At 69.5% G+C, this 25,627-nt stretch carries 20 protein-coding genes; 12 read left to right on the forward strand and 8 right to left on the reverse strand.

What is annotated here, in order from left to right:
* The gene (locus ACFWNN_RS20310; protein ID WP_382441468.1) at positions 1–2,586 is read left to right on the forward strand and encodes a BTAD domain-containing putative transcriptional regulator; all 2,586 of its coding nucleotides are present in this window, start codon (positions 1–3) and stop codon (positions 2,584–2,586) included.
* 38 nt (positions 2,587–2,624) lie between these two features.
* Here the strand turns inward: ACFWNN_RS20310 and ACFWNN_RS20315 are convergent, their stop codons facing one another.
* Positions 2,625–3,221, reverse strand: a complete 597-nt coding sequence (locus tag ACFWNN_RS20315) for a DUF305 domain-containing protein (RefSeq protein ID WP_382441469.1) — start codon at positions 3,219–3,221, stop codon at positions 2,625–2,627.
* A 4-nt stretch (positions 3,222–3,225) separates the two neighbouring features.
* Positions 3,226–3,978: a lytic polysaccharide monooxygenase gene (locus ACFWNN_RS20320; protein ID WP_382441470.1), complete on the reverse strand. Its 753-nt coding sequence runs from the start codon at positions 3,976–3,978 to the stop codon at positions 3,226–3,228.
* Between the two features lie 278 nt (positions 3,979–4,256).
* Between ACFWNN_RS20320 and ACFWNN_RS20325 the strand changes: the two genes are divergently transcribed.
* The 3 genes from ACFWNN_RS20325 to pip all read left to right on the forward strand — a co-directional run bounded on the left by ACFWNN_RS20325 (position 4,257) and on the right by pip (position 6,409).
* Positions 4,257–4,730: a hypothetical protein gene (locus tag ACFWNN_RS20325; RefSeq protein ID WP_382441471.1), complete on the forward strand. Its 474-nt coding sequence runs from the start codon at positions 4,257–4,259 to the stop codon at positions 4,728–4,730.
* A gap of 74 nt (positions 4,731–4,804) precedes the next feature.
* The gene (locus tag ACFWNN_RS20330) at positions 4,805–5,347 is read left to right on the forward strand and encodes a DUF305 domain-containing protein (protein ID WP_382441472.1); all 543 of its coding nucleotides are present in this window, start codon (positions 4,805–4,807) and stop codon (positions 5,345–5,347) included.
* A 114-nt stretch (positions 5,348–5,461) separates the two neighbouring features.
* Complete coding sequence (pip, locus tag ACFWNN_RS20335) at positions 5,462–6,409, forward strand: prolyl aminopeptidase (RefSeq protein WP_382441473.1); 948 nt, start codon at positions 5,462–5,464, stop codon at positions 6,407–6,409.
* Here the strand turns inward: pip and ACFWNN_RS20340 are convergent.
* The 3 genes from ACFWNN_RS20340 to ACFWNN_RS20350 form a co-directional block, all read right to left on the reverse strand.
* Positions 6,406–7,839, reverse strand: a complete 1,434-nt coding sequence (locus ACFWNN_RS20340; RefSeq protein WP_382441474.1) for a tannase/feruloyl esterase family alpha/beta hydrolase — start codon at positions 7,837–7,839, stop codon at positions 6,406–6,408. The two genes, pip and ACFWNN_RS20340, sit on opposite strands and share 4 nt — an antisense overlap.
* A 154-nt stretch (positions 7,840–7,993) precedes the next feature.
* A complete protein-coding gene (locus tag ACFWNN_RS20345) occupies positions 7,994–9,967 on the reverse strand; it encodes an amino acid transporter (protein ID WP_382441475.1) in 1,974 nt (657 codons plus the stop codon).
* Between the two features lie 27 nt (positions 9,968–9,994).
* Positions 9,995–12,124, reverse strand: a complete 2,130-nt coding sequence (locus tag ACFWNN_RS20350) for a diguanylate cyclase (protein WP_382441476.1) — start codon at positions 12,122–12,124, stop codon at positions 9,995–9,997.
* 365 nt (positions 12,125–12,489) lie between these two features.
* Here ACFWNN_RS20350 and ACFWNN_RS20355 point away from each other — a divergent pair, with 365 nt between their 5' ends.
* Positions 12,490–15,159 (forward strand): BTAD domain-containing putative transcriptional regulator, encoded by a 2,670-nt coding sequence (locus tag ACFWNN_RS20355; protein ID WP_382441477.1) that lies wholly within the window; start codon positions 12,490–12,492, stop codon positions 15,157–15,159.
* Here ACFWNN_RS20355 and ACFWNN_RS20360 read toward each other — a convergent pair whose 3' ends face one another.
* Both ACFWNN_RS20360 and ACFWNN_RS20365 read right to left on the reverse strand, forming a co-directional pair.
* A complete protein-coding gene (locus tag ACFWNN_RS20360) occupies positions 15,160–16,014 on the reverse strand; it encodes a M23 family metallopeptidase (RefSeq protein ID WP_382441478.1) in 855 nt (284 codons plus the stop codon). It lies immediately after the preceding gene.
* Positions 16,015–16,093: 79 nt separating this feature from the next.
* Positions 16,094–16,525 carry a hypothetical protein gene (locus ACFWNN_RS20365; protein ID WP_382441479.1) on the reverse strand — a complete coding sequence of 144 codons (432 nt, stop codon included), beginning with the start codon at positions 16,523–16,525 and terminating at the stop codon, positions 16,094–16,096.
* A 242-nt stretch (positions 16,526–16,767) separates the two neighbouring features.
* On the opposite strand from ACFWNN_RS20365, the gene ACFWNN_RS20370 reads away from it, so the two are divergent.
* The 7 genes from ACFWNN_RS20370 to cobF all read left to right on the forward strand — a co-directional run bounded on the left by ACFWNN_RS20370 (position 16,768) and on the right by cobF (position 25,040).
* Positions 16,768–17,433: a DUF2306 domain-containing protein gene (locus tag ACFWNN_RS20370; RefSeq protein WP_382441480.1), complete on the forward strand. Its 666-nt coding sequence runs from the start codon at positions 16,768–16,770 to the stop codon at positions 17,431–17,433.
* A gap of 33 nt (positions 17,434–17,466) precedes the next feature.
* The gene (locus ACFWNN_RS20375; RefSeq protein WP_382441481.1) at positions 17,467–18,108 is read left to right on the forward strand and encodes a peptidylprolyl isomerase; all 642 of its coding nucleotides are present in this window, start codon (positions 17,467–17,469) and stop codon (positions 18,106–18,108) included.
* Positions 18,109–18,349: 241 nt separating this feature from the next.
* Positions 18,350–19,477, forward strand: coding sequence for a GNAT family N-acetyltransferase (locus tag ACFWNN_RS20380; protein ID WP_382441482.1), 1,128 nt, complete (start codon positions 18,350–18,352; stop codon positions 19,475–19,477).
* Positions 19,474–20,610, forward strand: a complete 1,137-nt coding sequence (locus ACFWNN_RS20385; protein ID WP_382441483.1) for a hypothetical protein — start codon at positions 19,474–19,476, stop codon at positions 20,608–20,610. Before ACFWNN_RS20380 ends, ACFWNN_RS20385 begins: the two co-directional genes overlap by 4 nt.
* The gene (locus tag ACFWNN_RS20390; RefSeq protein ID WP_382441484.1) at positions 20,607–23,060 is read left to right on the forward strand and encodes an acyl-CoA reductase; all 2,454 of its coding nucleotides are present in this window, start codon (positions 20,607–20,609) and stop codon (positions 23,058–23,060) included. The genes ACFWNN_RS20385 and ACFWNN_RS20390 overlap by 4 nt, the downstream gene beginning before the upstream one ends.
* A complete protein-coding gene (locus ACFWNN_RS20395) occupies positions 23,060–24,280 on the forward strand; it encodes a phenylacetate--CoA ligase family protein (RefSeq protein ID WP_382441485.1) in 1,221 nt (406 codons plus the stop codon). The genes ACFWNN_RS20390 and ACFWNN_RS20395 overlap by 1 nt, the downstream gene beginning before the upstream one ends.
* 13 nt (positions 24,281–24,293) lie before the next feature.
* The gene (cobF, locus tag ACFWNN_RS20400; protein ID WP_382441486.1) at positions 24,294–25,040 is read left to right on the forward strand and encodes a precorrin-6A synthase (deacetylating); all 747 of its coding nucleotides are present in this window, start codon (positions 24,294–24,296) and stop codon (positions 25,038–25,040) included.
* On the opposite strand, the gene ACFWNN_RS20405 is transcribed toward cobF, so the two are convergent.
* Positions 25,041–25,571 (reverse strand): TetR family transcriptional regulator, encoded by a 531-nt coding sequence (locus ACFWNN_RS20405; protein ID WP_382441487.1) that lies wholly within the window; start codon positions 25,569–25,571, stop codon positions 25,041–25,043.
* Positions 25,572–25,627 lie beyond the last annotated feature (56 nt).

Raw genomic sequence — 25,627 nt, forward strand, 5'->3', positions numbered from 1 at the left:
GTGCACGTCGGCATTCTCGGGCCCGTTGAGGCGCACTCCCCGGACGGCAAGCTCGCGGTGGGTGGTCCACGGCCACGCACCCTGCTCGCGTTGCTCGCGCTCCGAGTGGGGGAAATCGTCCCGCTTGACCGGTTGGTGGACGAGCTCTACGGCTCCGAGCCGCCGGCCGACGCGGCCAATGCGTTGCAGGGTCAGGTGTCCCGGTTGCGCAGGGCGCTCGGGGACGCGGCGCTGATCGAGTTCCACCCGGCCGGATATCGCCTCGCGCTGTCCGCCGCGCAGGTCGACGCACACCGGTTCGCCGCGCTGGCTGCGGAAGGCCGCCAGGCGCTGGAGGCCGGCGACGTCCGCGGCGCGGAATCCCTGTTGTCCGAGGCACTTCAGCTCTGGCGCGGTCCGGCGCTCGCCGACGTGCCGCTCGCCGACCACGCGACTCGCCTGGAGGAGCAACGGTCCGCGGCACTCGGTTCGCTGACCGCCGCGCGCCTCCGGCTCGGCACGGCGGACGTCGCCGAGATCCAGGAGCTCGTCCGGCAGCACCCGCTCGACGAACGGCTGCGCGGCTTCCTCATGCAGGCGCTGCACCAGCAGGGCCGCCAGGCCGAGGCGTTGCAGGCGTTCGAGGACGCCCGGCAGCTGCTGGCCGACGAGCTGGGCACCGACCCGTCGGCCGAACTGCGGGCCGTGCACCTCCAGGTCCTGCGCGGCACGACCCACCGCGAACTGCCCGCCCAGCTGACGAACTTCGTGGGCCGCCAGGAGGAACTCCGGCGGATCAAGGCGCTGACCTCCCGGCTGATCACGCTGACCGGGCCTGGTGGCGCGGGCAAGACCAGGCTGGCGTTGCAGGCCGCCGGTGCCGGGGCGATCTTCGTGGACCTCGCGCCCGCCAAGGACGTCGCGGCGGCCGCGCTCCAGGCGTTGGGGCTCAAGGAGACCGTGCTCGAACCCGAGGAACGGCTGGTGCTGGCGTTGCGCGAGCGCTCGGCGTTGCTGATCCTCGACAACTGCGAGCACCTGATCGTCCAGGCGGCGCGGCTCGCCGGGCACCTGCTCAGCACGTGCCGGTCGGTGCGGATCATCGCCACGAGCCGGGAGGCGCTCGGCATCACCGGCGAGACGCTGTGCCCGGTGCCACCGCTCGACCCGGCGCAGAGCGTCGAGCTGTTCGCGGACCGCGCCCGGCTGGTCAACCCGGCGTTCGTGCGCGACGACCACACCGCCGAGATCTGCCGGGAGCTCGACGGCCTGCCGCTCGCGATCGAACTGGCCGCCGCCCGCACCCGGACGCTGACCACGGCGGAGATCGCCTCCCGGCTGGGCAACCGCTTCCGGTTGCTCACCAAGGGAAACCGCGCCGCCGCACCGCGCCACCAGACGCTGCGCGCGGTCGTGGAGTGGTCGTGGGACCTGCTGTCCGACGACGAACGCGATCTCGCCGCGTGCCTCGCGACGTTCAGCGGCGGAGCGAGCCTCGACGCCGTCGAATCGGTGTGCGGGCACGACATCGAGGTGCTGGACGCTCTGGTGGACAAGTCGCTGGTCGAGGCCGCCGACGGCCGTTACCGGATGCTGGAGACGATCCGCGAGTTCTGCGCCGAGCACAAACGCGTCGACGCCGCGCACGCCGCTTACTTCGCCGACCTCGCCCGCCGCGCTGATCCCGAACTGCGCCAGGGCGATCAGGTCCGCTGGTTCACCCGCCTGACCGCCGAGCACGCGAACCTGGTGCAGGCCCTGGACTGGGCCACGGACGCCGACCCCGCGCTGGGGCTCGCGCTCGTCAACGGCCTGGCCTGGTACTGGTACGTCAAGGGCAGCCGGGCGGAGGTGCAGGGCCTCGCGCTCCGGCTGCTGGACCGGGTGCCCGAAGAGTCCACAGAGGACTACGCGGTGCTGCTGGCGCTGGCGGCCCCGGAACGCGTGCAGGACAGGCTGAAGGCGTTGCACGGCCCGATCAGGCAACCGTTCGTGCTCATCGCGTGGGCCATGCTCTCCGGCCCGCCCGGACCGGACACGCCGCGCACGGCGTTGCAGGACGAGATCGAGAGCAGCGACGACCCGTGGCTGCGCGGCCTGCTCGGCTTCAGCAACGCCTACACGGCCTGGACCACCACCGGTGACAGCCCGCCCGCGATCCGGAAGGCGCGCGAGGCGCTGGCGTTGTTCGAGGAGGTCGGCGAACGCTGGGGCGCGGCCCAGGTCCTCGACGTGCTGGCGACCATCACCGAGGACCCGGCCGAAGCACTCGCCCTGACCGACCAGGCGATCGCGGCGATGGCCGAACTCGGGGCCAAGGAAGAACTCGCGGAACTGCGGGGCCGCCGCGCGGACCGGCTGCTCGACGTGGACGAGGCCGCGGCGGAACGGGACTACCTGCTGGCGCTGGAACTCGCGACCGAGGCAGGCCTGACCGCGACCCGCTCGCTCGCGCACACCGGACTCGCCGAGATCGCCACGCGCCGGGGTGATCTCGGGCAGGCCGAAAGGCTCCTGCGGCTGGCCCAGCAGGAGCTCGGGGTCGGGTGGATGCACGCGTCGGCGCGGCAACGGGTCGAGGCCGCGCTGAGCGACCTGACCCGCTGACGTTCAGGAGCCGCCGCCGACACCTGAACCGCTGGCAGCTACACCCCGCCGATGATCTTCAGCATCTGCTGGATCTGGCCCTGCCGGGACGTGACCACGCGCTCGGCGTAGGCCGTCGCCTCGGGGTTCTGACCGTCCTTCTTCTCGGCCAGGGCCATCTCCACGCCGGCACCCTGGTGCCCGGTCATGAGGTTGAGGAAGTTCTGGTCGAACTCGGCCCCGCTCTTCTCCTTGGTCTCGTTGATGACCTTGTCGTCGAGCAGCGGCTGACCTCCGTGGGCGGCGTGCAGGTTCGCGCCGTCGCCTTCGGGCTTGTCCCAGAGCTTCAGCCACGACTTGAGCATCGTGAGCTCCTCGCGCTGCGTCACGTCGATGGCGCTCGCGAGGTCCTTCGCTTCCTTGCTCTCCGCTTTCGCGATGCCCACCTGCGACAGGCTGATGCCGAGCTGCAGGTGGTCGACCATCATCTGCACGAACGTCACGTCCGCGTCGTTGAACCTCGCACTGGCACCCGGAACGGGTGGTGCGGCGGAAGAAGCGCCGTGCCCGTGAGCCGCTGGGCTCTCCGGCACGACCGCCTCTCCGCCGCACCCCGCCAGCGCCAGGACCGCGACAGCGATCACCAGGCGCTTCATCGGATCAGATCTTCTCCCAGAGCGCCGCCACGTTCGGCGGTTCCCAGCCGACCAGCGAGGTGTGCGCCTGGCGGCAGCGGTAGCTCGAGCCGCCGTAGGTCACGGTCGCGCCGGTCGCGTACGACGTGTTCGCCGCCCACGTGCCACCGGCCGGCGGCTGCTGCGTGGTCGTCGTGGTCGTGGTCGTCGTCGGAGGACGGGTGGTCGTGGTGGTGGGCGGCGGAGTCGTGCCGCCACCACCGCTGATGTTGAGGTCGATGCACGAGTAGAACGCGTTGACGGTGTCGCCGATGTTCCAGACCGCGATCAGCTTCTGGCGACCCGAGAAGCCGCCGAGGTTGATCGAGTGAGTGGTCGGGTTGTTCGGCTGCTGGTTGTTGCCGGCGAAGAAGCCGACGCGCGTGTTGCCGATGAAGTACTCGTAGTCGCGCGTGGCGTGCCGGGCGGTGAAGGTCCAGGTCAGGGACAGGGTCTGACCGGTGTTGGTGACCTTCCAGGGCAGCGAGTCGTTGTCGAGGGGAGCGAAGCTGCCGTTCGCGCCGCTGCAGTTCTTCAGGCCCTTGGGGCCCTCCGCGCTCTGGGGCTCGTACTTCGCCTGGCCACAAAGGCTTTCGGCGATGTCGCCCCTGGCACACTGCGCCGAACGGCTCGCGGGCGACGACACGTAACCGTGCGCGCTCGCCGAACCGACCGGCGTGATGAGGACGATGGCGGGGACAGCGGCCAGGACGAGCGCCGCTTTACGCATGTTCTTCATTCGTCCGAACTCCTTGGATCGTTCCCAAACGGGTGGACCCGTAGGCAGGGGGCGGGAACCGGGAGCACTCTCAGGTTGCTCACCGATCCAGTTTCGGTTTGTGGTCTAGACCATAAACCTGGGTTCAGAAAGTGGTCAAGATGTCACCGGACATGAGCCGGAAACCGGTGCGCGTCAACAAGTCCACGTCACTCAGTGGTCTTGTATCCACCATTCGGGTCATCACGAAGACCCGATCGGAGCACTGAAACCTTTCAGCCACTGGGTATCCGCGAAGCATGCGCGATTTCGACGAGCCCAGCAGGGCAGCGGGTCCCGGTGTCGTGGCCGACGGACCCGCAGGCGCCGCAACGGTACTCGTGATCGATCCAGCCGGGGAAGCCCTCCACGACGGAATTCCCGCGACCTGGCGCCCGCTGTCGGAGACCGTGCGGATCGTGTGGCTGCGGGTGCCGGCCGCGCCGGGCTGGAAGTCCACAGTGGACACCGTGCTGACGAGGCACCGGGACGACACCAGGACGGTGCTGGACGTCGTCACGAGCGGCCCGATCGCCGCAGACGTCCTCGACCTCGTGGCGGGCCACCCCGACCTCGTCCGCTCGGTCCTCGTGGTCGATCCCGAGGTGCCGGTGGAGGCCACGTTCGCCCAGGTCATCCCGCACACCAACGACGTGGTGGCACCCCTGCCGCTGGGCCATCCGGACGTCGTCAGCGGGGTCGTCGCGGCACTCGACCGGCGGCCAACCACTTAGGTTCGGAAAGTTTCGCTGAACCGGACACATCGGCCACCCGTATCCCTCGGCAGGGAACCGAGACGGGAGGCTTCATGCGAGCGCGTCTGCTCATCGTCGTGCTAGGGCTGCTTGCGCTGGTGGGCTGTTCATCCGCCCCGAGCGGCGGCTCTGGAGAACCGGCGGCCAACGAGGCCGACGCGATGTTCTCGTTGCAGATGATCCCCCACCACCGCCAGACGATCGAGATCGCCAAGGTCGCCATGGAGAAGTCCAAGGACGAGTTCGTGGTGAACGTGGCGGACAAGATCGCGACCGCGGAGGCGGGCGAGATCGAGCAGATGTCCACCTACCTGCGCAGCTGGAACATCCAGGTGCCCGGTGACGACGCCGCGGCCACGCACAAGATGGCGGGCATGATGACCGCCAAGGACGTCGAGGCCCTCAAGGCGGCCAGCGGCAAGCAGTACGACGACCTGTTCCTCGCCACGCTCTCCCGCCACCTCCGCAGTGGCGTCGACATGGCCAAGTCCGCGCAGGCCAAGGGCGAGCACATCGGCTCGAAGGCGTTGGCAGGCAAGATCATCGTCTCCCAGAGCGAGGTCCTGGACCAGATCGCCGCCAAGCAGAAGTCCTGACACCGCACTGAGTTCACACGTCCACCGCCCCTGCGGCAGTGGACGTGTCGGCGTGTCCGGGCCTGCTCGAAAACCACTCGGCGTCCCCCGCGTTCCCCCAATAGCCTCGCCCGCATGTACCCACAGGTGGAGCCCTACGCGCAGGGCATGCTCGACGTAGGCGACGGCCAGCTCGTTCACTGGGAGGCGAGCGGCAACCCCGACGGCAAACCCGCCTGCGTCTTCCACGGCGGTCCGGGCTCCGGCGCCAACCCGCACTCCCGCGAGTACTTCGATCCCGATCACTGGAACCTGATCCTCTGGGACCAACGGGGGTGCGGGAAGAGCACGCCCCCGATAGCGGACCCGTCGACCAGCATGGAGCTCAACACCACCCAGCACCTGATCGACGACGCCGAGAAGCTCCGCGACCACCTCGGCTTCGACAAGTGGCTGCTCGAAGGCGGTTCCTGGGGATCGACCCTGATCCTCGCCTACGCCATCCAGCACCCCGACCGCGTCACCGAGATCGTCATCCCGGCCGTGACCACCAGCCGTCCGGAAGAGCACGCGTGGATCACCCGCGGCCTCGGTCTCTTCTTCCCCGACTACTTCGACGCCTTCCGCGACGGCGTCCCCGAGGAGGACCGCGACGGCAACCTCGCCGCCGCCTACAACAGGCTCCTCAACTCCCCCGACCCCGCCGTCCGCGAGAAGGCCGCCTGGGACTGGAGCAAGTGGGACCTCTCCACCATCACCGGCGGCGACAACTCGTTCGAGGGCACCCGGTACGCCGACCCGACGATGCGCTACCAGCTCTCGCGGGCCGTCAGCCACTACTGGGGCAACGAGGCCTTCATCGAGCCGAACTACATCTTCGACAACCTCGACCGGCTCAAGGGAATCCCCGGCGTCCTCATCCACGGCCGCAACGACTTCGGCGGCCCGCTGTACACGGCGTGGGAGGTCGCGAAGAGGTGGCCCGACGCCGAGCTCGTCATCCTGAACGACGCCGGCCACCTCGTGATGGAGGGCAACAGCATGGACAAGGCCATCGCCGCCGCCATCCACAAGTTCCGCTAGGGCGCCACCGGACCTGACCTGTACAGGTCCTCCCCCGCCCAGCGGATCCGGTCGTCGAACCCGAAGCCCGGCGCCGCGACGAAGTTCGCGGCGTCGTCGATCGAGCCGGAGCCGGTGTACTTGGCCCGCAACGGGTACGGGTACACCGGCCGGGTGCGCACGACGTTCCCGTCCTGGTCACGTCCGGTCGCGATGATCCTGCTCGGTGCCTGGCCACCCTCGACCCACGACACCAGCGCGCGGAACGGGTCGAAGTCGGTCAGCGTGTCGCCGCCGGCGCAGTGCCACATCGACGGCACCACGAAGAGCCTGGCGTACGACGGGTTCCTGCCGCCGGTGAGCCGCTGCCAGTAGTCGAGCGTGCCCTCGAACGGGATGCCCTGGTCGCCCGCGCCGTGCCAGATGATCAGCTTGCCACCGGCCCGTTCGAACGCCCGCAGGTCGAGCGAGAGCGAGTTCGCCTTCACCGTCTCGGGCACGATCCGGCGCAGCTCACGGGTGGTGAACTCGAACTTCTCCAGCGACGAGTGCGGCCTGCCGATCGGGTACACGAGGTGCTTCAGGCCGTTGTCCGCGAGCTCGGGCGCGATGCCGCGGCCGAGGCCTTCGGACGGGTTGAGCCAGAACGTCCAGGAGATCTCCGACCCGTACGGCTGCCCGCCGGGGTAGAGCCGCACGCCGTGGTCGGACGGGCCCGCGTACAACCGGCGGACGCGGGCGATCTCGTCGTCGGTGAGCTGACCCGTGAGCGTGCCGGGGTCGAACCGGCAGAGCCTCGGGTCCTCGATCTGGCCGTCCACCAGGCCGTCGTTGCCGTCGCACGCCTGCATGACCGCGTTGTGCAGCACGAAGATCTTGTCGTTCGGGATGGTGTTGCGGGCGATCCACGCCTGGTAGCCGATCAGCGCGGTGTAGTAGGCGCCCGGTGCCGCGGCGACGATGCCGTCGAAGTCGCGCGGGTAGCGCTGGGCCAGCAGCAGGCCCTCGCGGCCGCCGTTGGAACAGCCGGAGAAGTACGACTTCACCGGCGGCCTGCCGTAGAACGCCGCGATGATGTGCTTGGACACCTTCGACAACGCGTGCGGCGCGCGGAAGAAGTAGTCGTCGCGGGCCTTCTGGTTGGAGGCGGCCCAGGTCGTGTCGAACGGGTTCTCCGGCGGCGCCTGGTGCCCGTCGTCGGTCGCGGCCACCGCGGCGTCCCCGAACGCCGGTCCGCAGCCCGGCGGGAAGGCCGGATCGTCGATGATCCCGCAGAACCCGCCGCAGCCGTACTGGACGTAGCGGCCCTGGTACCCGCGCAACGGCAGCTTCAGCTGGAAGCCGATGGCGGGTTCGATGGTGCCTCGGACGTCGCAGAAGCCCTTCTCCCCAGCCACGACCGTCGCGGACGTCACCTTCGCGCGGGCGTCCGGAACGTCGAACGTGCGCACGAGATCGGCGCACGTTCTGACGGTTCTGGGTCCTGAGGTTCCGACCGCCGGTGCGGCTCCGGCCCCCACCGTCCCCAGCACGAGCAGAGATACCAACAGCTTGCGGAACATGGCGTCCTCCCCCTGTGTCGGACGTACGGAGGGAGTGTTCCAGCTAGCTCACGTGCACGCGTGGCCTTCTGGACGGATCCTCTTCAGCCGAGCGGATGATTTCCCGTACGACCGGAGGCGTATCGCCGCGGCCGAGGATCAGGTAGCGGAACAGGTGGCCGAGCGGGTTGCCCTCGGACCACTCGAAGTGCGCGTGCGGGATGACCCCGGTCGAGTCGCGCAACGCCAGCAGGATCGCCGCGATGGCGTTCGGCGCGGCCGGTGCGGAGGCCCGCAGCACGCGATGCCCCGCCACCTCGACACCGGTCACGCAGAGGACGTTCGAGAACGCCGACGGGTCGACGATGTCGATCTCCAGGAAGATCACGTCCGCCGTGCCGGGCACCGGGTTCATGCCGCGCTGCTCGGTCTCCTTCTCGACGTACTCGGCCTCGTCCCCGTGCTGACGGCGGTTCGCGATCAACGTGATCCGGCCGTCGTTCTCGATCGTCTCGGTGATGAACCGGCGTGCCCGCTCGTCGAACTTGATGCTGTCGACGCGCAGCTCCGTCGTGCGCGAGATCCGCGACACCAGCGAGATCACGACGATGCCGATGATGAAGCCGATGGAGATCGTGATGCCGTCCGGCTTCTCGATGACGTTCTCCACCAACGCGTACAGCAGCACCAGCGTCAGCACGGTGAACCCGATGCCCGCGCCGCGCTGCCTCTTGCGCCACGCGGACACCGTCACCGCGAACGATCCGGAGACCATCATCGCGAGGATGCCCGTCGCGTAGGCGCCGGCCTGCGCGTTCACGTCGGCGTTGAAGATGATCGTGATGATGATGCAGATGACCGTGTAGACGATCACCACCGGACGGACCGCTCGGCCCCACTCCGGCGCCATGCCGTACGACGGCAGATAACGCGGGACGATGTTGATGAGCCCGGCCATCGCCGACGCACCGGCGAACCAGAGGATCAGGATGCTGCTGATGTCGTAGACCGTGCCGAACGCCTCGCCGAGCAGCTCGTGCGCGAGGTAGGCGAGCGCACGGCCGTTCGCCGGGCCGCCGGGCGCGAACTTCTCCTGCGGCACCAGCACGGTGGTGATGAACGACGTGGCGACCAGGTAGACCGACATGATCAGCGCGGCGGTCGTGAGCAGCTTGCGGGTGTTGCGGACGCGGCTCTCCAGCCGTTCCTCCGGCGTCTTCCCGTCCGCCGCCACCAGCGGCATCATGCTCACGCCGGTCTCGAAGCCGGACAGGCCGAGCACCAGCAGCGGGAACGCCAGGATCGCGGGCCCGACGACGCCGAAGAACCCGTCCCCGTGCGCGCCGAGCGCGGAGATCCACCGGTCGAGCGCGTCCGGCGTCGCGAAGACGTCCACGAGCCCCACCACGGCCACGACGGCGTTGAGGGCGAGGAACACCGCCACCAACGGGATCGCGACGCCCACGGCCTCGCTGAAGCCCATCAGGAACACGCCGCCGAGGATCAGCAGCAGGACGATCGTCACCCACAGCTCGGCGCCGTGCAGCGCCTCCGGCACGTACGGGTTCTCCAGCGCGTGCACCGAAGCGTCGGCCGCGGACAGGGTGATCGTGATGATCCACGACGTCGCCACGAACCCGAGCAGCACCAGCACGAAGATCTTGCCGCGCCAGAACGGCAGCAGGTCCTCCAGCATCGCCACGGACCCCTGGCCGTTCGGGCTCTCCCGCGCCACCCGCCGGTACATCGGCAGCATGCCGAGCAACGTCAGCGCGACGATCAGCAACGTCGCGAGCGGCGAGAGCGCACCGGCGGCCAGCGCGGCGATGCCGGGGAGGTACGACAGCGTGGAGAAGTAGTCGACGCCGGTGAGCGTCATGACCTTCCACCACGGGTGCGGCTTGGCGTGCGACTCGTGGCTCTCCGGGCCGGAGGGTGCCACCCGGTCCGCCAGCAGCCACCTGCCCACCGGTCCGCCGGGCGGGGCCGGCCGTTCCGGGCTCGGCACCTCGGCGGGAATGGCGAACTCCGTGCTCATGGCGCAGAGCATGGCACGGTCAGTGGATCATGGCCTGAAGTCGGCCGGGAAACCCGCTTCCTGCACGGACAATCCGGACGGACGCAACATTCCGATGCTGCCCTGGGTGTGCAGGTCGAGGAACATGTCCACTACGTCCGGATCGAACTGTTCGCCGCGTCCGGCCCAAAGTTCCCGCCGCGCCCGGTTTTCATCCAATGCGGTCTGATGTGGACGGTTCGACCGCATCGCCGCCCAGGCGACGCACACGGACAGGATCCTCGCCTCCGCGCGGATGTCCGCGCCGCGCAACCCGTCCGGGTACCCGGCGCCGTCGTAGCGTTCGTGCTGCTGCCGGATCACGTGCGCGACGCCCGCGAACCCCGGCACCATGCGCGCCAGCCGGTAGCCGAAGTCCGGATGCTGGCGCAGCAGCCGCCATTCCTCTTCGGACAGTGCGCCCGGCTTGGTGAGCACCACCTCGGGGATGATCACCTTGCCGATGTCGTGCAGGCGCCCGGCGAGCTGGGTCACGCGGATCGTGGGCGCGTCCAGGCCGAACTCCCCCGCCGCCACACCGGCCCAGCGCGACACCGAACGGCTGTGGTCGTAGCGGTGCAGCCAGCCGTCCACCCGGTCCGCGACCTGGCAGAGGAACTCCGCCATCGCGCCGTCGGTGTCCGGGTCCACGGCGGGCAGCGGCTCGGGGCCGACCGCGATCCGGTTGCGCCCGGCCGCCTTCGCCGCGTACAGCGCGCGGTCCGCGATCACCACGATGTCGTCGGGGCCGTCGCCGTGGGTCGGGAAGCTCGCCGAGCCGACCGACACCGTGACGAACAGCGGGATGTCGTCGTTGCCCGCGTTGACCGGGATCGGCTTCTCCGCGACGCGTTCGCGCAGCCGGTTCGCGATCACGGACAGCCTGCCGGGCCCGGCGTCCGGCACGAGCAGCGCGAACTCCTCGCCGCCGTAGCGGGCCAGCACCTCACCCGCCCGCGAGGCCGCGCGCAGCCGGGCCGCGACCTCCATCAGCACGTCGTCGCCGGCGGGGTGGCCGTAGTTGTCGTTGATCGACTTGAAGCGGTCGACGTCGATGATGAACACCGCGACCGACCCGTCGCCCCGCCGCGCCCGGGATATCTCCAGCGGGAGTTGCGCCTCGAAGAACCGGCGGGTGTGCAGGCCGGTGAGGCTGTCGGTGATCGCGAGCTTGCGCTGGTCGGCGACGAGACCGGCGAGCCGGGCGATGATCAGCAACGACAGCACCGCGCTGCCCACCGCGATGACCAGGACGTCCTGCGACGACTGGCCGACGTCGTGCACCAGCATCAGCACGGGTGCGGCGAGGACGGCCGAGCACAGCGCGATGATCCGGCCGCGGCTCAGGCCGACGTCCTTGACGTGCGCCCGGTCGACGAGCCGCGCCATCGTGGGGTGCAGCGCCGCCGCGCCCATGCACAGGTTCGCCGACAGCCAGATGGCGTCGAGGAAGTTGCCCGCGTGGTAGCTGCCGTCGAGGCGTTGCAGCACGTAGATGGTGTCCGCGGTGAGAATGCCCAGCAGGTTGCAGGTGAGCAGCACGAACGCGCGGGGGCGCGGGCCGGCGCCGAAGATGAGCCGCAACGCGACGACGAACAGCGCCAGGTCCATCATCGGGTAGCCGAGCGAGGCGATCTTGACCAGCACCGGCGAGGTGAGGCGCGCCTGCGGGCCGATGACGTAGAGCCAGGACGCCATGCCCGCGACGACCGCGAGCACCGCGGCGTCGAGCAGGCTCGGCAGGTCGAGTCCCGGGGTGCGCCTGCGGATCAGCAGGATCACGCCCGCGACCATCAACGGGTAATGCCCCAGGTAGAAGATGTCCGCGTAGGACGGGTAAACCGTGTACTCGAAGATGTAGTGAGATGCGTAGAACGTCAGGTCGGCGATCGCGTAAACCACCTGGCTCAGCGCGAGGAACACCCACGGCCTGCGCCATTGGGGCCGGTTGCGCTTGACCCCCGCGAATGTCGCGATGGCGGCCGAAGCGCTGATCGTGCAGTAGAGCACCACCCGTACCGTTTGCCCCGTTGTCCCCGCAGGGCTGACCGGAATCAGGTAGTAGACGCCCAGCAGCAGGTGACCCGCCACCAGGTACATCCACCACGCTCCGGTGCGGCCTGCACGGAAGATGGTCACACGAGACCCCTCGTTCTACGACATGGTCGAGCCACGTGATGATGCCCGACTTGGGATGATCGCGGCACCGTCGTTACTCCAATTAGGTGATCCACCAATACGGACGCTACCGCAAATCCCTGTTCTGTTTTCCGCCACCACGACGACGTTGATCTCGCACTTCGCCGATCTGTCCCCGCTGCCGGTCCCCCGATCGATTTTCGCACGACTTTTCGCAGCTCGGCGAGGATTCGAGCACCTCGTACCCCTGTTATTTCCCGACCTTCCGGTCGGTAAGGGGGTTGCACGACGTTCGTCGTTGACCGTTGCTCGTCTGCAAGTTGCTGGACGGAAGTGCGCGGAGATCAACGGACTATCGTGAGGCCGTGGACGGCGTTCGGTTCGGGGTGCTTGGGCCGCTGCTCGTCACGCACGAGGGGCGCGTCGTGCACGTTCCCGCAGGCCAGCCCCAGCAGGTGCTGGTGTTGTTGCTGCTGCACGCGGGCCAGTCCGTCAGCGTCGAACACCTCATGTCGGTGCTGTGGGAGGGCGATCCCCCGGCCAGCGCGCGCAAGGCCGTGCAGGTGCACGTCTCGCAGCTGCGCCGGGCGTTGAAAGATCTGCCCGGTGTGTCACTGGAGTGGACCCGGCAGGGGTACCGGCTCGGCATCCCGGCGCGTTCGCTCGACCTCCAGCTGTTCCGGGACGCGGCCGATCCCGACGAGGCGCTGGCGCTCTGGCGCGGCCCGGCGCTCGCCGAGCTGACGACCGACACCCGGTTCGCGAGCCGGCTGGAGGAGGAACGGCTCGGCGCCGTCGAGCGCCGGGTCGACAGGGCGATCTCCGAGGGCCGGCACCAGGAGGTCGTCGGCGAGCTGACCGGGCTGGTCGCCGAGCACCCGACCCGCGAACGGCTGCGCGGCGCGTTGATGGTGGCCCTGCACCGCGGCGGACGGCAGGCGGACGCGCTGCGGTGCTACGACGAGGGCCGCCGGCTGCTGGCCGACGAGCTCGGCATCGACCCCGGTCAGGAACTCCAGGACCTGCACACGGCGATCCTGCGGGGGGACATCCCCGCGGTGCCGCGCGAGCTGCCCGCCCGGCCGGAGCCGTTCGTCGGACGGGGTGCGGAGATCGAGTTGATCACGGGGTCCGCGGACACCGTGATCGCCGTGCACGGGCCCGGCGGGCAGGGCAAGAGCGCTCTCGCGACCGCCGCCGCGCACGCGCTCGCCGGGCGGTTCCCGGACGGGCAGCTGTACGTCGACCTGCACGGCGCCACCCCCGGCCGGTCGCCGCTGCAGCCGGCCGAGGTGATCAGGCGGTTCCTGCGGGCGCTCGGCACCCCGCCGCTGGCCGTGCCGACCGACCCGTCCGAAGCCGCCGCGCTGTACCGCTCGGCGCTGGCGCGGCGCAAGGTGCTGGTGCTGCTCGACAACGCGGTGGACGCGGCGCAGGTCGTGCCGCTGCTGCCGGGTGAGCCGGGGTCGGCGGTGCTGATCACGAGCAGGCGGATGCTGGCGACGCTGAGCGCCCTGCACGTGCGGCTCGACCCGTTGCCCGAGGCGGACGCGCTGCGGCTGCTGGGCGACGACGGCGAGGCGGCCAGGGAGGTCGCGCGGGCCTGCGACCACCTGCCGCTGGCGTTGACGATCGCGGCCGCCCGGTTGCGGTCGCGGCCGGACTGGACGACGGCGACCCTGGCCAGGCGGCTCGCGGACCAGCGGCACCGGCTGGACGAGCTGGACTTCGACGACCTGGGCGTGCGGTCGAGCTTCCAGATGAGCTTCGAGGGACTCTCCCCCGCCTCGACGAGGGCGTTCACCCTGCTGTGCAGCCTGACCGTGCCGACGGTGAGCGAGCCGGTGGCACGCGCGTTGCTCGGGCAGGACGACGTGGACCGCGCGCTGGACCCGTTGGTGGACGCCAAGCTCGTGGAACCGTGCGGGCCCGAGCGGTACCGGGTGCACGACCTGCTGCGGCTGTTCGGTGCCGAGCGGGCGGACGACGAGGTGCCGGACGCCCTCGGCCGTGCGCTGACGCACTACCGGTCCACGTTGGCCGCGGCGTTGCAGAAGCTGCGACCGCACGCGTACGGCGCACTCACTCATTCGCTGGTGCGACAGGACGTCGACGAGCCGTTGCGGTGGCTGACCGACGAGGCCGAGAACCTGCTGGCCGCCGCCCGGTCGTCGGTCGGCTCGGAAGCGTTGGCGGAGCAAGGGTTGGCGATCGCGCACATGCTCTACCCGCATCTGTTCAAACAGGACAGAGTGGCGGATCTCGTGGAGCTGGGCGAGATCGCGGACCAGGCGGCGCGCACGGTCGGCAGTTCGGCCGCGCTGCAAACGGCTTTGCTCGTGCGGTCGGCCGCGAACCGGCGGATCGGGCGGTTCGGCGACGCCCTCGCGCAGCTGGAGGAAGTGCTGGAGGCGCGGGCCGACGACCCGTTCGGGCAGGGGCGCGCGCTGGCCGGGATCGGCGCCGTGCAGCGTGAGCTCGGCGAGCTGGACGCGGCCTGCGGAACCCTGGCCCGGGCGATCGAGTTGACCGCCGAGCACGGACCCGCTGGTGCACAACGGGTTCCGTTGTCCGCACTGGCCCAGGTGCACCAGGTCGCGGGCCGCTACGAGGAGGCTCTGGCCGCTGCCGAGGAGAGTCTGAAGCACGCGCGCGACCATCAGGACGCGGCCGGGACGGCGTACGCGCTGGCGTCGCGGGGCCAGGCGTTGTTCAGGCTCGGCCGGCTGGCCGAGGCGGAGGCCGCGCTGAGCGAGTGCATCGGCCTGTGCCGGGAGACCGGTGAGCACAACGACGAGTGGCAGGCGTTGCTGTGCCGGGCGGAAGTGCTGCTGGCGTCGGGAGAGCGCGCCCAGGCCGCGAAGGACGCCCAGCGGTGCCTGGAGATCACCGGCGCTCGCGGTGACCGGTACGGCGAGGGCGTGGCCTGGCTGGTGCTCGCGAAGGCCTCGGAAACGCCCGCGGACCGGGCGGCCGAACTGCTCGGCACACCCGGTCTGCGAAGGGACAACCTGTTGGACAGCGTTCTCGGCTGATCAGCCGCAGTGCTCGAACGCGCTGGTGTAGGTGGAGGTGCCGACGTTGCCGCCCCACTTGACGCACTTGCCGGGCGCCTTCTTCTTCACCGGGCCGGCGTAGTAGCCGTAGTCACCGCGGTCGGTCGTGCGGGCCTCGCCCTGGACCTCGAGGAACGAACCGACGTCGGACGCCGAGCCGATCTTGGTGGACTTGATCGTGACGACGCAGTTGTAGCCGTTGGAGGCGTTGTACAGCAGCGAGACGCGGCCACCGGTCACGTTGGCGCCGTCGATCACCTTGTAGCCGTCACCACAGGCCTCTTCGGGGGTGTACGGGTTGGTCTCGCCACCGCCGCCGCACTTGTTGTTCGACTTGTAGTCCTTGGTGCCGTAGTACAGGATCGTCGACCCGCCGAACTTGATCTTCTGCGGCGAGCCGTTCAGCAGCTGCTCGAAGTGCAGGTGGGCACCCGTCGAGCCACCGGTGTTGCCGACGTTGCCGATGGTCGTGCCCTGCGCGACGGACTGGCCGACCGAGACCCGCTGCGCGGACAGGTGGGCGTACCGGGTGGTCCAGCCGCTGCCGTGGTCGATCTCGATCCAGCGGCCGTAGCTCGTGCTGCCCTCGTTGCGGACCTTGCTGACCGTGCCGGACGCGGAGGCCACGACGGCGTCACCCTCGTCGGCGCCGCGGTTCAGGTCGAGTGCGAGCTGCGGGCTGTGGTTGGTGCGGGTCTGGCCCGACCACGTCTGTCCACACGGGAACGGGAGCTCGAAGTTGGTGGCGGCGCTGGCCTGCGGGCCGCCGAGCACCAGCACCCCCATGCCGATCGCGAGACCGGCGATCCCGGAGACGATTCTCTTGACGTTCATGGTGTTCCCCTCAGTCGTCCGAAGATCCGGCGGACCTTCGTGTACGGCGTTGCGTGGTGGAGTCGTTGCCGGAGCGGTGTCAGCACCGGATGCTGGTGCGGGCGGTGGGGTGGTTGTCGCCCCACTTGACGTTGCCGACGGCGTGGGTGCACTGGCTGAGCGTGTTGGTGCCGGAGGACCAGTTGTCGGCCTTGTTGCTGATGCACTTCAGGCCCTCGAGCGAGTAGGGCGCCGACGAGCCGGTGGCGACCGAGACGCAGACCTCCCAGTTGGAGTGCGTCGAGCGGAAGCCCTCCCAGACGAAGGTGTAGGCGTAGTTCTTGCCGCAGCCCGCGAACTGCTTGACCGAGCCGATCTTGGTGTTGCCGCTCATGACGTAGGCGGTGGTGCCGATGGGCGGCAGCGACCCGCAGCCCGGCACGGTCTCGGCGTTGGCGGGTGAGGTGATGCCGAGCATCGCGCCGCCGACGATCACGGCCGCCCCCACCACACTGGCGATCCTGCTGAACATGCTTCTCCTCAAGGGTTTCGGGCTGGGGGCCGAGTCAGTCGGTGACGTAGCCGGTCATGGGGAGAACTCTGCTGGCCGACGCTCACAGCGACCTGACAGCTACACCCCTTCAGATGTCAGCGGGGTGTCAGAAGCGCAGGACAGGGCTGCTTTCAGGCCCGCTGACCGGTACCCCTTGCGGGCTCGGGCAGACGTCAGCGAGCGGTGCGCGATCGGTCAGCGGGGGTCGTCACGCTGACGCCATGACGTGGTTGCGCAAGCCCTGGGTGGGCCCGTTGGCGTTCGTGGTGCTGGCGTTCGTGGCGTTCTCGCTGCCGCCGTACCTGACCGGTGATCGCTTGCAGTCACGCGTGCAGTCGGACTGGGGACCGCACTACCCCCTGCTCGTGCTGCACGTCGTCTGCGCGTCGGTCGCGATCCTCACGTGCGTGGTGCAGATCTGGCCGTGGTTCCGTTCGAGGTTCCCCGCGTGGCACCGTCGGATCGGCCGTGTGTACGTGCTGGCGGGTGTGCTCCCGGCGGGCCTGTCCGGCCTGGTCATCGGCTGGATGACACCGTTCGGACCGGTGGCGATGGTGAGCAACGTGCTGCTGGCGTTGCTGTGGCTGACCTTCACCGGGCTGGCCTGGCGCGCGGCCCGGCGGCGCCAGTTCCGCGACCACCGCAAGTGGATGATCCGCAGCTTCGTGCTGACCGTCTCGATCATCACGAACCGGATCTGGGGCGTGGTGGCGTTCCTGGCGTTCGCGGACCGGGTGCCGGAGGACCAGCTGCCGAACACGATCGCGGGCATCTCGACGTGGACGGGCTGGGTGGTGCCGTTGCTGCTGTCGCAGTGGTGGCTGGAGCGCAGGCCGAAGCGCCGTCAGCCCGCGGCGGAGCAGCGCGAGGCGGTCCAGGTGGGCTGACAAGGGGTTATGCGGCGACTACGGTCGGCAGTCATGAGGCTACTGCTCGCTGTGCTGATGATGGTCGTCCTCGCCCCGGTCGCCGCCGCCGCGCCGTCGGCCCCGCCGACCGCGAAGTGCGAGTTCACCCCCACGCCGGACAACCCGGCCGCACGTCCCGTCTCCCCGCCGCGCGCCGTGGTGCCGGCCAGGGGCACGGTCAAGGTCACCATCGTGACGAACTACGGCGTGGTGATCGCGGACCTGGATCGCGCCAACGCGCCGTGCGGCGTCGAGAACTTCGCGCACCTGGCGCGGAACTGGTTCTACACGATGACGCAGTGCTGGCGGCTGACGGACACCACGCGGCTGGGCGTGCTGCAGTGCGGTGACATCTACCGCGCCGAGGAGGGCGGGCCCGGTTACAAGTTCGCCGACGAGGTGACCGGCGAGGAGACCTACCCGCGCGGCACGATCGCGTACGGGAACCAGGGACCCGGCACGAACGGCAGCGAGTTCTTCATCGTGCACTCGTTCGCCAACATCCAGCCCGTGTACACCGTGATGGGTCATGTCACGTTCGGCATGGACACGCTCGACCGGATCGTGAAGGCCGGGATCGTGCCGCAGCCGGACGGGTTGCTGGACGGCGCGCCGAAGAAGCCGGTGCGGATTCTGCACGTGCTCGCCCAGTAGTTGCGAGTTTTCCAAGTGGTCGCCATTTCTGTTGAAATGGCGACCACTTTTGACATGTCCCAGAAAGGTGAAATTCCGGGATGCGATCTCGACCACAGGGCCTACCTGCACTGATTCACCCGTTCGAACCACAAACAATTAAGGTGGATTTGAGGGTTCGTGTGATCCCGCTCGCCACTTCGAATAATTCTCGCGGCACCTGTGCTTATCTCGGTGCAGCAATTCGAAGGAGGCACCGGAAGTGTTACCCGAGTTCGAGCCGGCTCGACTCGACGACGTCGACGACCTGCTCAGGCTCTACCGTCGGGCGCACGGCGCGAACTACCCCATCGCGATGGGCACCGACCCCGCCGTCATGGCGGCCGAGATCGAGTCCCCGCACACCACCTGGCTGGTGTGGCGGCAGGCCGGCAAGGTCCAGGCCTCGATCACCGGGCACGTCGAGAGCACCGACCGCCTCGGCAAGATCGCCGGGCTGGTCGTGGACCCGGACGCGCAGGGCGGCGGCATCGCCCACCACGCGGTCGGCCAGATCACCGACAGGATGCTCGCGAGCGGCGACGTCGACTCGGTCTACGGCACCGCGCGCACCATCCACCTCGCGCCGCAGCGAGTGTGCCTGCGCAACGGCTTCCACCCGCTCGGGCTCGTCCCGAACCTGTTCAAGCACGCCCGGCGCGAGACGATGACGTTGCTCGCGAAGCACCGCGACGGCGTCCTGGAGCGCCGCGCCCGGGTGCACAAGGTGCCGCAGAGCCTCGAAAAGCTCGTCACCGCAACGCATTCCGCGCTCGGCCTGCCCGCGCTGCCGGAGTTCGTCGAGGACGACGGCTTCAGCGAGAGCCGCCAGTCACGGCTGGAGGTCATCGAGGCGCCGCAGTTCGTGCAGCGGCACTTCGAGCACACGATCAACGACCCGGCGCGGCGGTTCTACCCGTTGCACAGGCCGAACGTGCTGCTGGCCGACGAGCACGGCGAGTACCAGATCTACGGCCATCTCAACCGCCACGACGGTTACTGCACGATCTTCGGCGCCACGCCGAGCCCGCAGGCGTTGCTGCCGCACCTCGGCGGCGTGATCGACGCGCTGACCGAGCTCGGCGCGCCGCACGTCGAGACGCTGGTGCCGCTGCACGAGTTCGACGAGCTGAGCGCGTTGCTGGCCTTCGGTTTCCTGCCGGTCGCGCTGTACCCGGCGATGCGCGGCGACGGCGAGGTCTTCCACGACTACGTCGTCATGGTGCACACGCCGCAGCCGCCCGACTTCCGCGGCCTGCTGATCGACGAGGCGTTCCGCCCGTTCACCGAGCAGTACGTCGAGCTGTGGACGCAGAAGTTCCTCAACACAAACGGAGTGTTCCGCGCATGAACGCGCATCTAGGTCCGGCAAGGGTGCCGGACTCGTCGTTGGGCGCCGTCCAGGCGCTGTGCGACATCGCTGCCCCGTACGACCACAGCGACGACGACCTGTTCCTCGAAGCGATGAACGAGTCGAACCGGTGGCACGCCGAACGCAACGAGTTCTTCCGCAGCCTGTGGAACGGCAAGCCGCTGCACGACATCACGGAGCAGCCGTTCGTGCACGCCAACTTCTTCAAGATGCACGAGGTGCTGTCCGTGCCGCGCGCCCAGGTCGTCGTGCACGCCACGTCGTCCGGCACGACCGGGCAGAAGTCGCAGATGTTCTGGGACGCCTGGACGTTGCGCGCGGGCCAGCGGATGGTCGCGCGCATCTACGACCACAACGGGTTCATCACCGAGGACCCGACCAACTACCTGATCAACCTCAACCAGCCCACGCCGTCGGTCAAGCTCGGCAGCTCGTTCACCGGGCAGTTCATGACCGACTTCGCGCCGGTCGAGTCGGTCGAGTACGGGCTCGCGCACACCGGCGCCGGGCACGAGTTCGACGCGTTCGGCAGCATCCGGGCGCTGCAGCGGTTCGCGGACGACGGCAAGCCCGTGCGGATCTTCGGGTTCCCCGCGTTCCTCAGCTTCACGATCGACCGCATGCGCGCGATGGGCGTGGAACCGTTGCGGCTGAACGAGAACTCCATGGTCTGGTTCGGCGGCGGCTGGAAGGGCAACGCCGACAAGCAGATCTCCAAGGCCGAGCTGCGCGCCAAGGTCGTGGAGATGCTGGGCATCCCGGACGAACGCATCCGCGACAGCTACGGCTCGGTCGAGCACTCGGTGCCGTACGTCGAGTGCGCGCGCCACAACCTGCACGTGCCGACGTGGTCACGTGCGATCGTCCGGGACGTCCGGACGCTGGAACCGTTGCCGCACGGCGAGTCCGGCTACATCCAGTTCATGTCGCCCTACATCACCTCGGCGCCCGCGCAGAGCGTGCTGATGGGCGACCTGGCCGCACTGCACGCACCTGAGGAGTGCGGTTGCGGCAACGAGACCCCGTGGTTCGAGATCCTCGGCCGCGCCGGCGTCTCCCGCAACCGGTCCTGCGCGATCGCGGCCGCAGAACTCCTGAAGGGCAAGGCATGAGGCACCTCTGGCAAGGATCGTGGATCGACGACGAGGCCGCGTCCGTGCGGCTCGACACGCTGGACGACCTGACCCAGCAGGTGATCACCGGGCCGCGGCTGAACCCGCTGGTCGTGCTCGCCGCGGCCGAGAAGCTCGACCTGGAGCAGCACCGGCCGTCGCTGGTCGCGTGGGGCCTGGCCGAGACCGAGATCGACGAGACGCTGGACGCGCTGCGGCACGCCCTGAGCAGGCCCGCCCTGGAACGCAAGCTCCAGCGCGAGCTCGGCGCGCTCGACCCCGCGCGGATGGTCAGGTTCGACTTCCGCACGCCCGTCTACGAGGCCTGGGTGCCGCTCGGCCTGCTCGCCCACGTGACGGCGGGCAACGCCCCGGCCGCGGGCGTGCTGAGCGCCGTCGAGGGTCTGCTCTCCGGCAACCTCAACGTGCTGAAGGTCGCGTCCGACGACTCCGGGTTCACGGCGGCCGTCCTCGCGTCGCTGGCCGCGCTCGACCAGACCGGCCAGATCGCCGCACACCTGATCGTGCTGCACTTCTCGTCGTCGCGCACCGACTGGACCGAGCGGATGCTCGGCGCGGCCGACGCCGTCGCGGTCTGGGGCGGCGAGGAGGCGATCACGGGCGTCACGGCGCTGGTCAAGCCGGGCACGCGGGTGATCGACTGGGGCCCGAAGCTGTCGTTCGCCTACCTGACGGCCGACCTGTGGTCCGATGTGGACACCCTGCACGCGCTGGCGGCGGACGTCTGCCAGCTGGAGCAGCAGGCGTGCTCCAGCCCGCAGGTGATCTACCTCGACACCGAGGACTCCGCGCAGGTCTTCGCGTTCGCCGAGCGGTTCGCGTCGGTGCTGGAGCTGACCGGGCCGCCGACCCGCGAGCCGTCGCAGGCCGAGTGGGCGGAGATCACGAACACCGTCGTCGTGACGCGGCTGGAGGAGCACCTCGGGTTCACCAAGGTGCACGCCGGGAAGAACTTCCGGGTGCTGGCGGACGTGCGGTTCGCGCCGCGCACCTCGCCGCTGTACCGGACGGTGTGGGTGAAGCCGTTGCCGCGCAAGCAGATCACCTCGGTGCTGCGGCCGATGCGGCAGTACCTCCAGACCGTCGGGCTCGCGGCGGACCGGCCGGACACCGCCGCACTGGCGCGGGCGTTCGTGTCGGTCGGCGTGCAGCGGATCACCACGCCGGGGTCGATGCTCGGCGGCTACAGCGGCGAACCGCACGACGGCGTGTACGCGTTGCAGCGCTACAGCAACCGGGTGTCGGTGCAGCTGGACGACAGGTTCGCGTTCGACGCCTCGCTCGACGACCTGGCAGAGTCGCGGCAGCTGCCCGTGCCCGCCGTGCCGGTGACGGCGAAGGCGGACTTCGAGACGTTGCAGGACCGCCCGGCCGACGTGTACTTCCGCAGCGGCGGCAGCTCGGGCGCGCCGAAGCTCTCCGCGTACACCTGGGCCGACTGGGACGAGCAGATGTGGGTGGGCGCCGAGGCGTTGCTCGCCACCGGGCTTGACCCGCGCACCGACCGGATCATGAACCTGTTCTTCAACGGGCACATGTACGCGAGCTTCGTCAGCTTCTTCTCCGCGCTGGAACGCATGAACGCCGTGCAGTTCCCGATGGGCGGCGAGTGGGGCCACCTGGACGCCATCGCCCAGGCCATCGTGGACAACCGCGTCGACACGCTGCTGACCGCTCCTTCGTTCGTGCAACGGCTCTTCGCCGAGCACGGCGAGATGTTGAAGGAGTACGGCGGCATCCGCAAGATCTTCTACGCGGGTGAGCACTTCGGCGCGCAGGCCATCGCCCGGCTGCGCGACGAGTTCGGCGTCGAGGTGATCCGGTCGGCGGCGTACGCGACGGTCGACGCGGGCCCGGTCGGGTACCAGTGCCTGGCGTCGACGGGCAAGGTGCACCACGTGCTCACCGGCCTGCACACGGTGGAGATCCTCGACGACGACGACCGTTCCGCGGCGTCCGGCCGGCTCGTGATCACCACGCACACCCGGCGCGGCCAGCGGCTGGAGCGCTACGAGATCGGCGACCTGGGCCGCTGGGTGCCCGGCGACTGCCAGTGCGGCCGCCAGACCCCGCGGTTCGAGCTGCTCGGACGCACCGGCGACGTCTTCCGCACGGCCGCGCAGACGTTGAACTACCGGCGGTTCCTCACGGTCCTGGAGGACGAGTTCGGCTACTCCGGGGCGGTGCAGATCGTGCTGAACGACGGCGCGTCCCGCGACGAGCTGGTCGTGCGGCTCGAACACGGCCGCGCGCCCGAGACCGCTGTCACCGAGCGCGTGCTGTTGGCGCAGTACGCCGAGGTCGCGGAGGCCGTCGAGAAGGACGAGCTGCTGAGCTTGCGCGTCGAGAACGCGCCGCTGGCGGACTTCCTGCGGACGCGCAGCAGCGGCAAGCTGATCGAGGTCGTCGACCAGCGCAGGAGCGCGTGATGTCCGTACTCGACCTCGTCTGCTACGCGCGCACGCACTCGCCGTTCTACAAGGAGCTCTACGACGGCTACGACTCGTCGACGCCGCTGGCCGAGCTGCCGGTGATCGACCAGGCCGCGTTCTGGGCCGCGAACACCGTGCGGCACAACCAGGTGCTGACCAGCCCGCACACCGACGGCCTGATCTTCAAGACGGGAGGGACGACGCGGGCGCCGCGTGTTTCCTTCTACACCAACGCCGAGTGGGACGCGATGTGCCTCACGTACGCGGAAACCCTTCCCGCGGCGGGACTTCGGCACGGCGACCGGATCGCGAACCTGTTCGCGGCCGGGGAGCTGTACTCCAGCTTCATCTTCGCGCTGAACTCGTTGCAGCGCTCCCCGATCGACCTCGTGCAGCTGCCCGTGACCGGCAGCGCGCCGGTCGAGTTCACGCTGTCGACGATGCAGGACTTCGACGCTTCCGTGGTCGCGGGCTTCCCGACCACGCTCGCCCGGCTGGCCGCGCACGTCGTGTCGTCGGTGGGCTCGTTGCCGCTGGTGCGGCTGGTGTTGTTCAGCGGCGAGGCCCTGTACGACGACCAGCGCGCGGTGCTGGCGGAGGCGTTCCCGGCGGCCGAGTTCCGGTCGTTCGTCTACGGCAGCGTGGACGGCGGGATCATCGGCACGGCGGTGCTGGGCTCGGACGACCCGCGGGTGTTCCGGGCGTTCGTGGACAGCTCGGTGCTGGAGATCGTCGACGTCGACACGGGCCGGCCGATCACCACGCCCGGTGTGGCGGGCCGGTTGTTGCAGACCGACCTGACCCGGCGGTTGCAGCCGATGATCCGGTACCCGGTGGGCGACCTGGCGTCGTGGGTGGACGTCGAGGACGGCATCTTCCGGCTGCTCGGACGGGCTGACGAGGGTGCGCGGGTCGGTCCGGTGACGTTGCACCTCGACCACCTGCGGTCCGCCGTCGACCGTGCGGGCGTGGTGCACAGCGGCGTGCAGGTGGTGATCCGGCGGGTGGACTCGCGGGACCAGCTGGTGCTGCGGATCGCCGGTGCCGAGCAGGCCTGGGAGGCTCTGCGGGCCGAGGTCGACGTGATCAGCCCGCGGTTCGCGCTGCAGGTCGGGCGCGGGGTGGTGGCGCCGCTGGCCGTGGAGTGGGTTTCGGCGCTGGAGGTGAATCCCCGCACAGGCAAGACCGTCCGGCTCCTCGACGAGCGGTCCGTCTAGTTAGTGTGGCGCGGTGCGAAAGATCCTGGTCATCGGTATCGGCGCGGGCAACCCCGACCACCTGACGGTGCAGGCCGTCAAGGCGTTGCAGACGGTCGACGTGTACTTCGTGCTGGACAAGGGATCGGTGAAGCAGGAGCTCGTGGACCTGCGCGCGTCGATCCTGACCGAGCACGTGACGCGGCCGTACCGCTGGGTCGAGGGCCGGGACCCGGATCGCGACCGCGCTCCCGCCGACTACAAGGCGACCATTGACGCTTGGCGCCGTGACCGTGCCGACGTCGTCCAGGGCCTGCTCTCCGCCGAGCTGGGTCCGGACGAGGTCGGCGCGTTCCTGGTGTGGGGCGATCCGTCGCTCTACGACTCGACGCTCGCGATCCTCGACGACCTGCTGGCGCGCGGGGAGGCGTTCGAGGTCGAGGTGATTCCCGGGGTGACGTCGGTCGCGGCTCTGACCGCCGGCCACCGGGTGGCGCTGAACCAGGTCGGCAAGCCCGTGCAGATCACCACCGGGCGACGGCTGGCCGCCGGGTGGCCGTCCGATGTGGACGACGTGGCCGTGATGCTGGACGCGCAGTACTCGTTCGAGGGAGTGGACCCCGACACGTGGATCTACTGGGGCGCCTACCTCGGGATGCCCGACGAGATCCTGGTGTCGGGACGGGTCGGGGACGTGGCCGCGGAGATCCGCGCGGTGCGCTCGGAGGCCCGCGAGCGCAAGGGCTGGATCATGGACACCTACCTGCTGCGCCGCCCCTGATCACCTGGCCGTGATCAGCCGGTGGACCGCGCGTTCGACGAGCTCGCGCGTCGCGTTCGGGGTGCTGAACGCCAGGATCGACATGTGCACGACGAGGTTGAGCAGGTCCTCGGCGTCGAACGCGGACGAGATCCAGCCCTCGGCCTGGGCCTGGGCGATGGACGCGACCTTGAACCGGTGCGCCTGGACCTCCGCCTCCGGCAGGGTGTCGAAGCCGTTCTCCAGCCGGTGGTACGCCGCGAGCCTGAGGATCTGCGGCTGCTCCAGGTAGGAGTCGAACAGCCTGCCCGCGTAGCCCGGCAGGTCGTCCGGGGTGATCGGGACCGACTCGATCATGCGGTCGATCTGGATCTTCAGGAGCTCGTCGAAGAGCCCCTCCTTGCTGCCGAAGTAGGCGTAGATCATCGCCTTGTTGCAGCCGGCCTTGGCGGCGACGCGGTCGACGCGCGCGCCGGCGATGCCGTACTCCGCGAACTCGTCTAGGGCCGCGTCGAGCAGCTTGGCCTTGGTCGCTTCCTTGTCCCTCACCACGCCCCCATTCTAACCAACCGGTTGGTCGTAGCAACTAACTGTTTAGTTGACAGGCC

Origin of the sequence: Lentzea sp. NPDC058450 (assembly GCF_042721395.1) — a bacterium.
In the GTDB taxonomy this organism is placed as follows: domain Bacteria; phylum Actinomycetota; class Actinomycetes; order Mycobacteriales; family Pseudonocardiaceae; genus Lentzea.

Bases quoted from the DNA above. Each gene is read 5' to 3' on its own strand.
- ACFWNN_RS20315 (WP_382441469.1), bottom strand. From the start codon at position 3,221: ATGAAGCGCCTGGTGATCGCTGTCGCGGTCCTGGCGCTGGCGGGGTGC.
- ACFWNN_RS20320 (WP_382441470.1), bottom strand. From the start codon at position 3,978: ATGAAGAACATGCGTAAAGCGGCGCTCGTCCTGGCCGCTGTCCCCGCC.
- ACFWNN_RS20325 (WP_382441471.1), top strand. From the start codon at position 4,257: ATGCGCGATTTCGACGAGCCCAGCAGGGCAGCGGGTCCCGGTGTCGTG.
- ACFWNN_RS20330 (WP_382441472.1), top strand. From the start codon at position 4,805: ATGCGAGCGCGTCTGCTCATCGTCGTGCTAGGGCTGCTTGCGCTGGTG.
- pip (WP_382441473.1), top strand. From the start codon at position 5,462: ATGTACCCACAGGTGGAGCCCTACGCGCAGGGCATGCTCGACGTAGGC.
- ACFWNN_RS20345 (WP_382441475.1), bottom strand. From the start codon at position 9,967: ATGAGCACGGAGTTCGCCATTCCCGCCGAGGTGCCGAGCCCGGAACGG.
- ACFWNN_RS20360 (WP_382441478.1), bottom strand. From the start codon at position 16,014: ATGAACGTCAAGAGAATCGTCTCCGGGATCGCCGGTCTCGCGATCGGC.
- ACFWNN_RS20365 (WP_382441479.1), bottom strand. From the start codon at position 16,525: ATGTTCAGCAGGATCGCCAGTGTGGTGGGGGCGGCCGTGATCGTCGGC.
- ACFWNN_RS20370 (WP_382441480.1), top strand. From the start codon at position 16,768: ATGACGTGGTTGCGCAAGCCCTGGGTGGGCCCGTTGGCGTTCGTGGTG.
- ACFWNN_RS20375 (WP_382441481.1), top strand. From the start codon at position 17,467: ATGAGGCTACTGCTCGCTGTGCTGATGATGGTCGTCCTCGCCCCGGTC.
- ACFWNN_RS20385 (WP_382441483.1), top strand. From the start codon at position 19,474: ATGAACGCGCATCTAGGTCCGGCAAGGGTGCCGGACTCGTCGTTGGGC.
- ACFWNN_RS20390 (WP_382441484.1), top strand. From the start codon at position 20,607: ATGAGGCACCTCTGGCAAGGATCGTGGATCGACGACGAGGCCGCGTCC.
- ACFWNN_RS20395 (WP_382441485.1), top strand. From the start codon at position 23,060: ATGTCCGTACTCGACCTCGTCTGCTACGCGCGCACGCACTCGCCGTTC.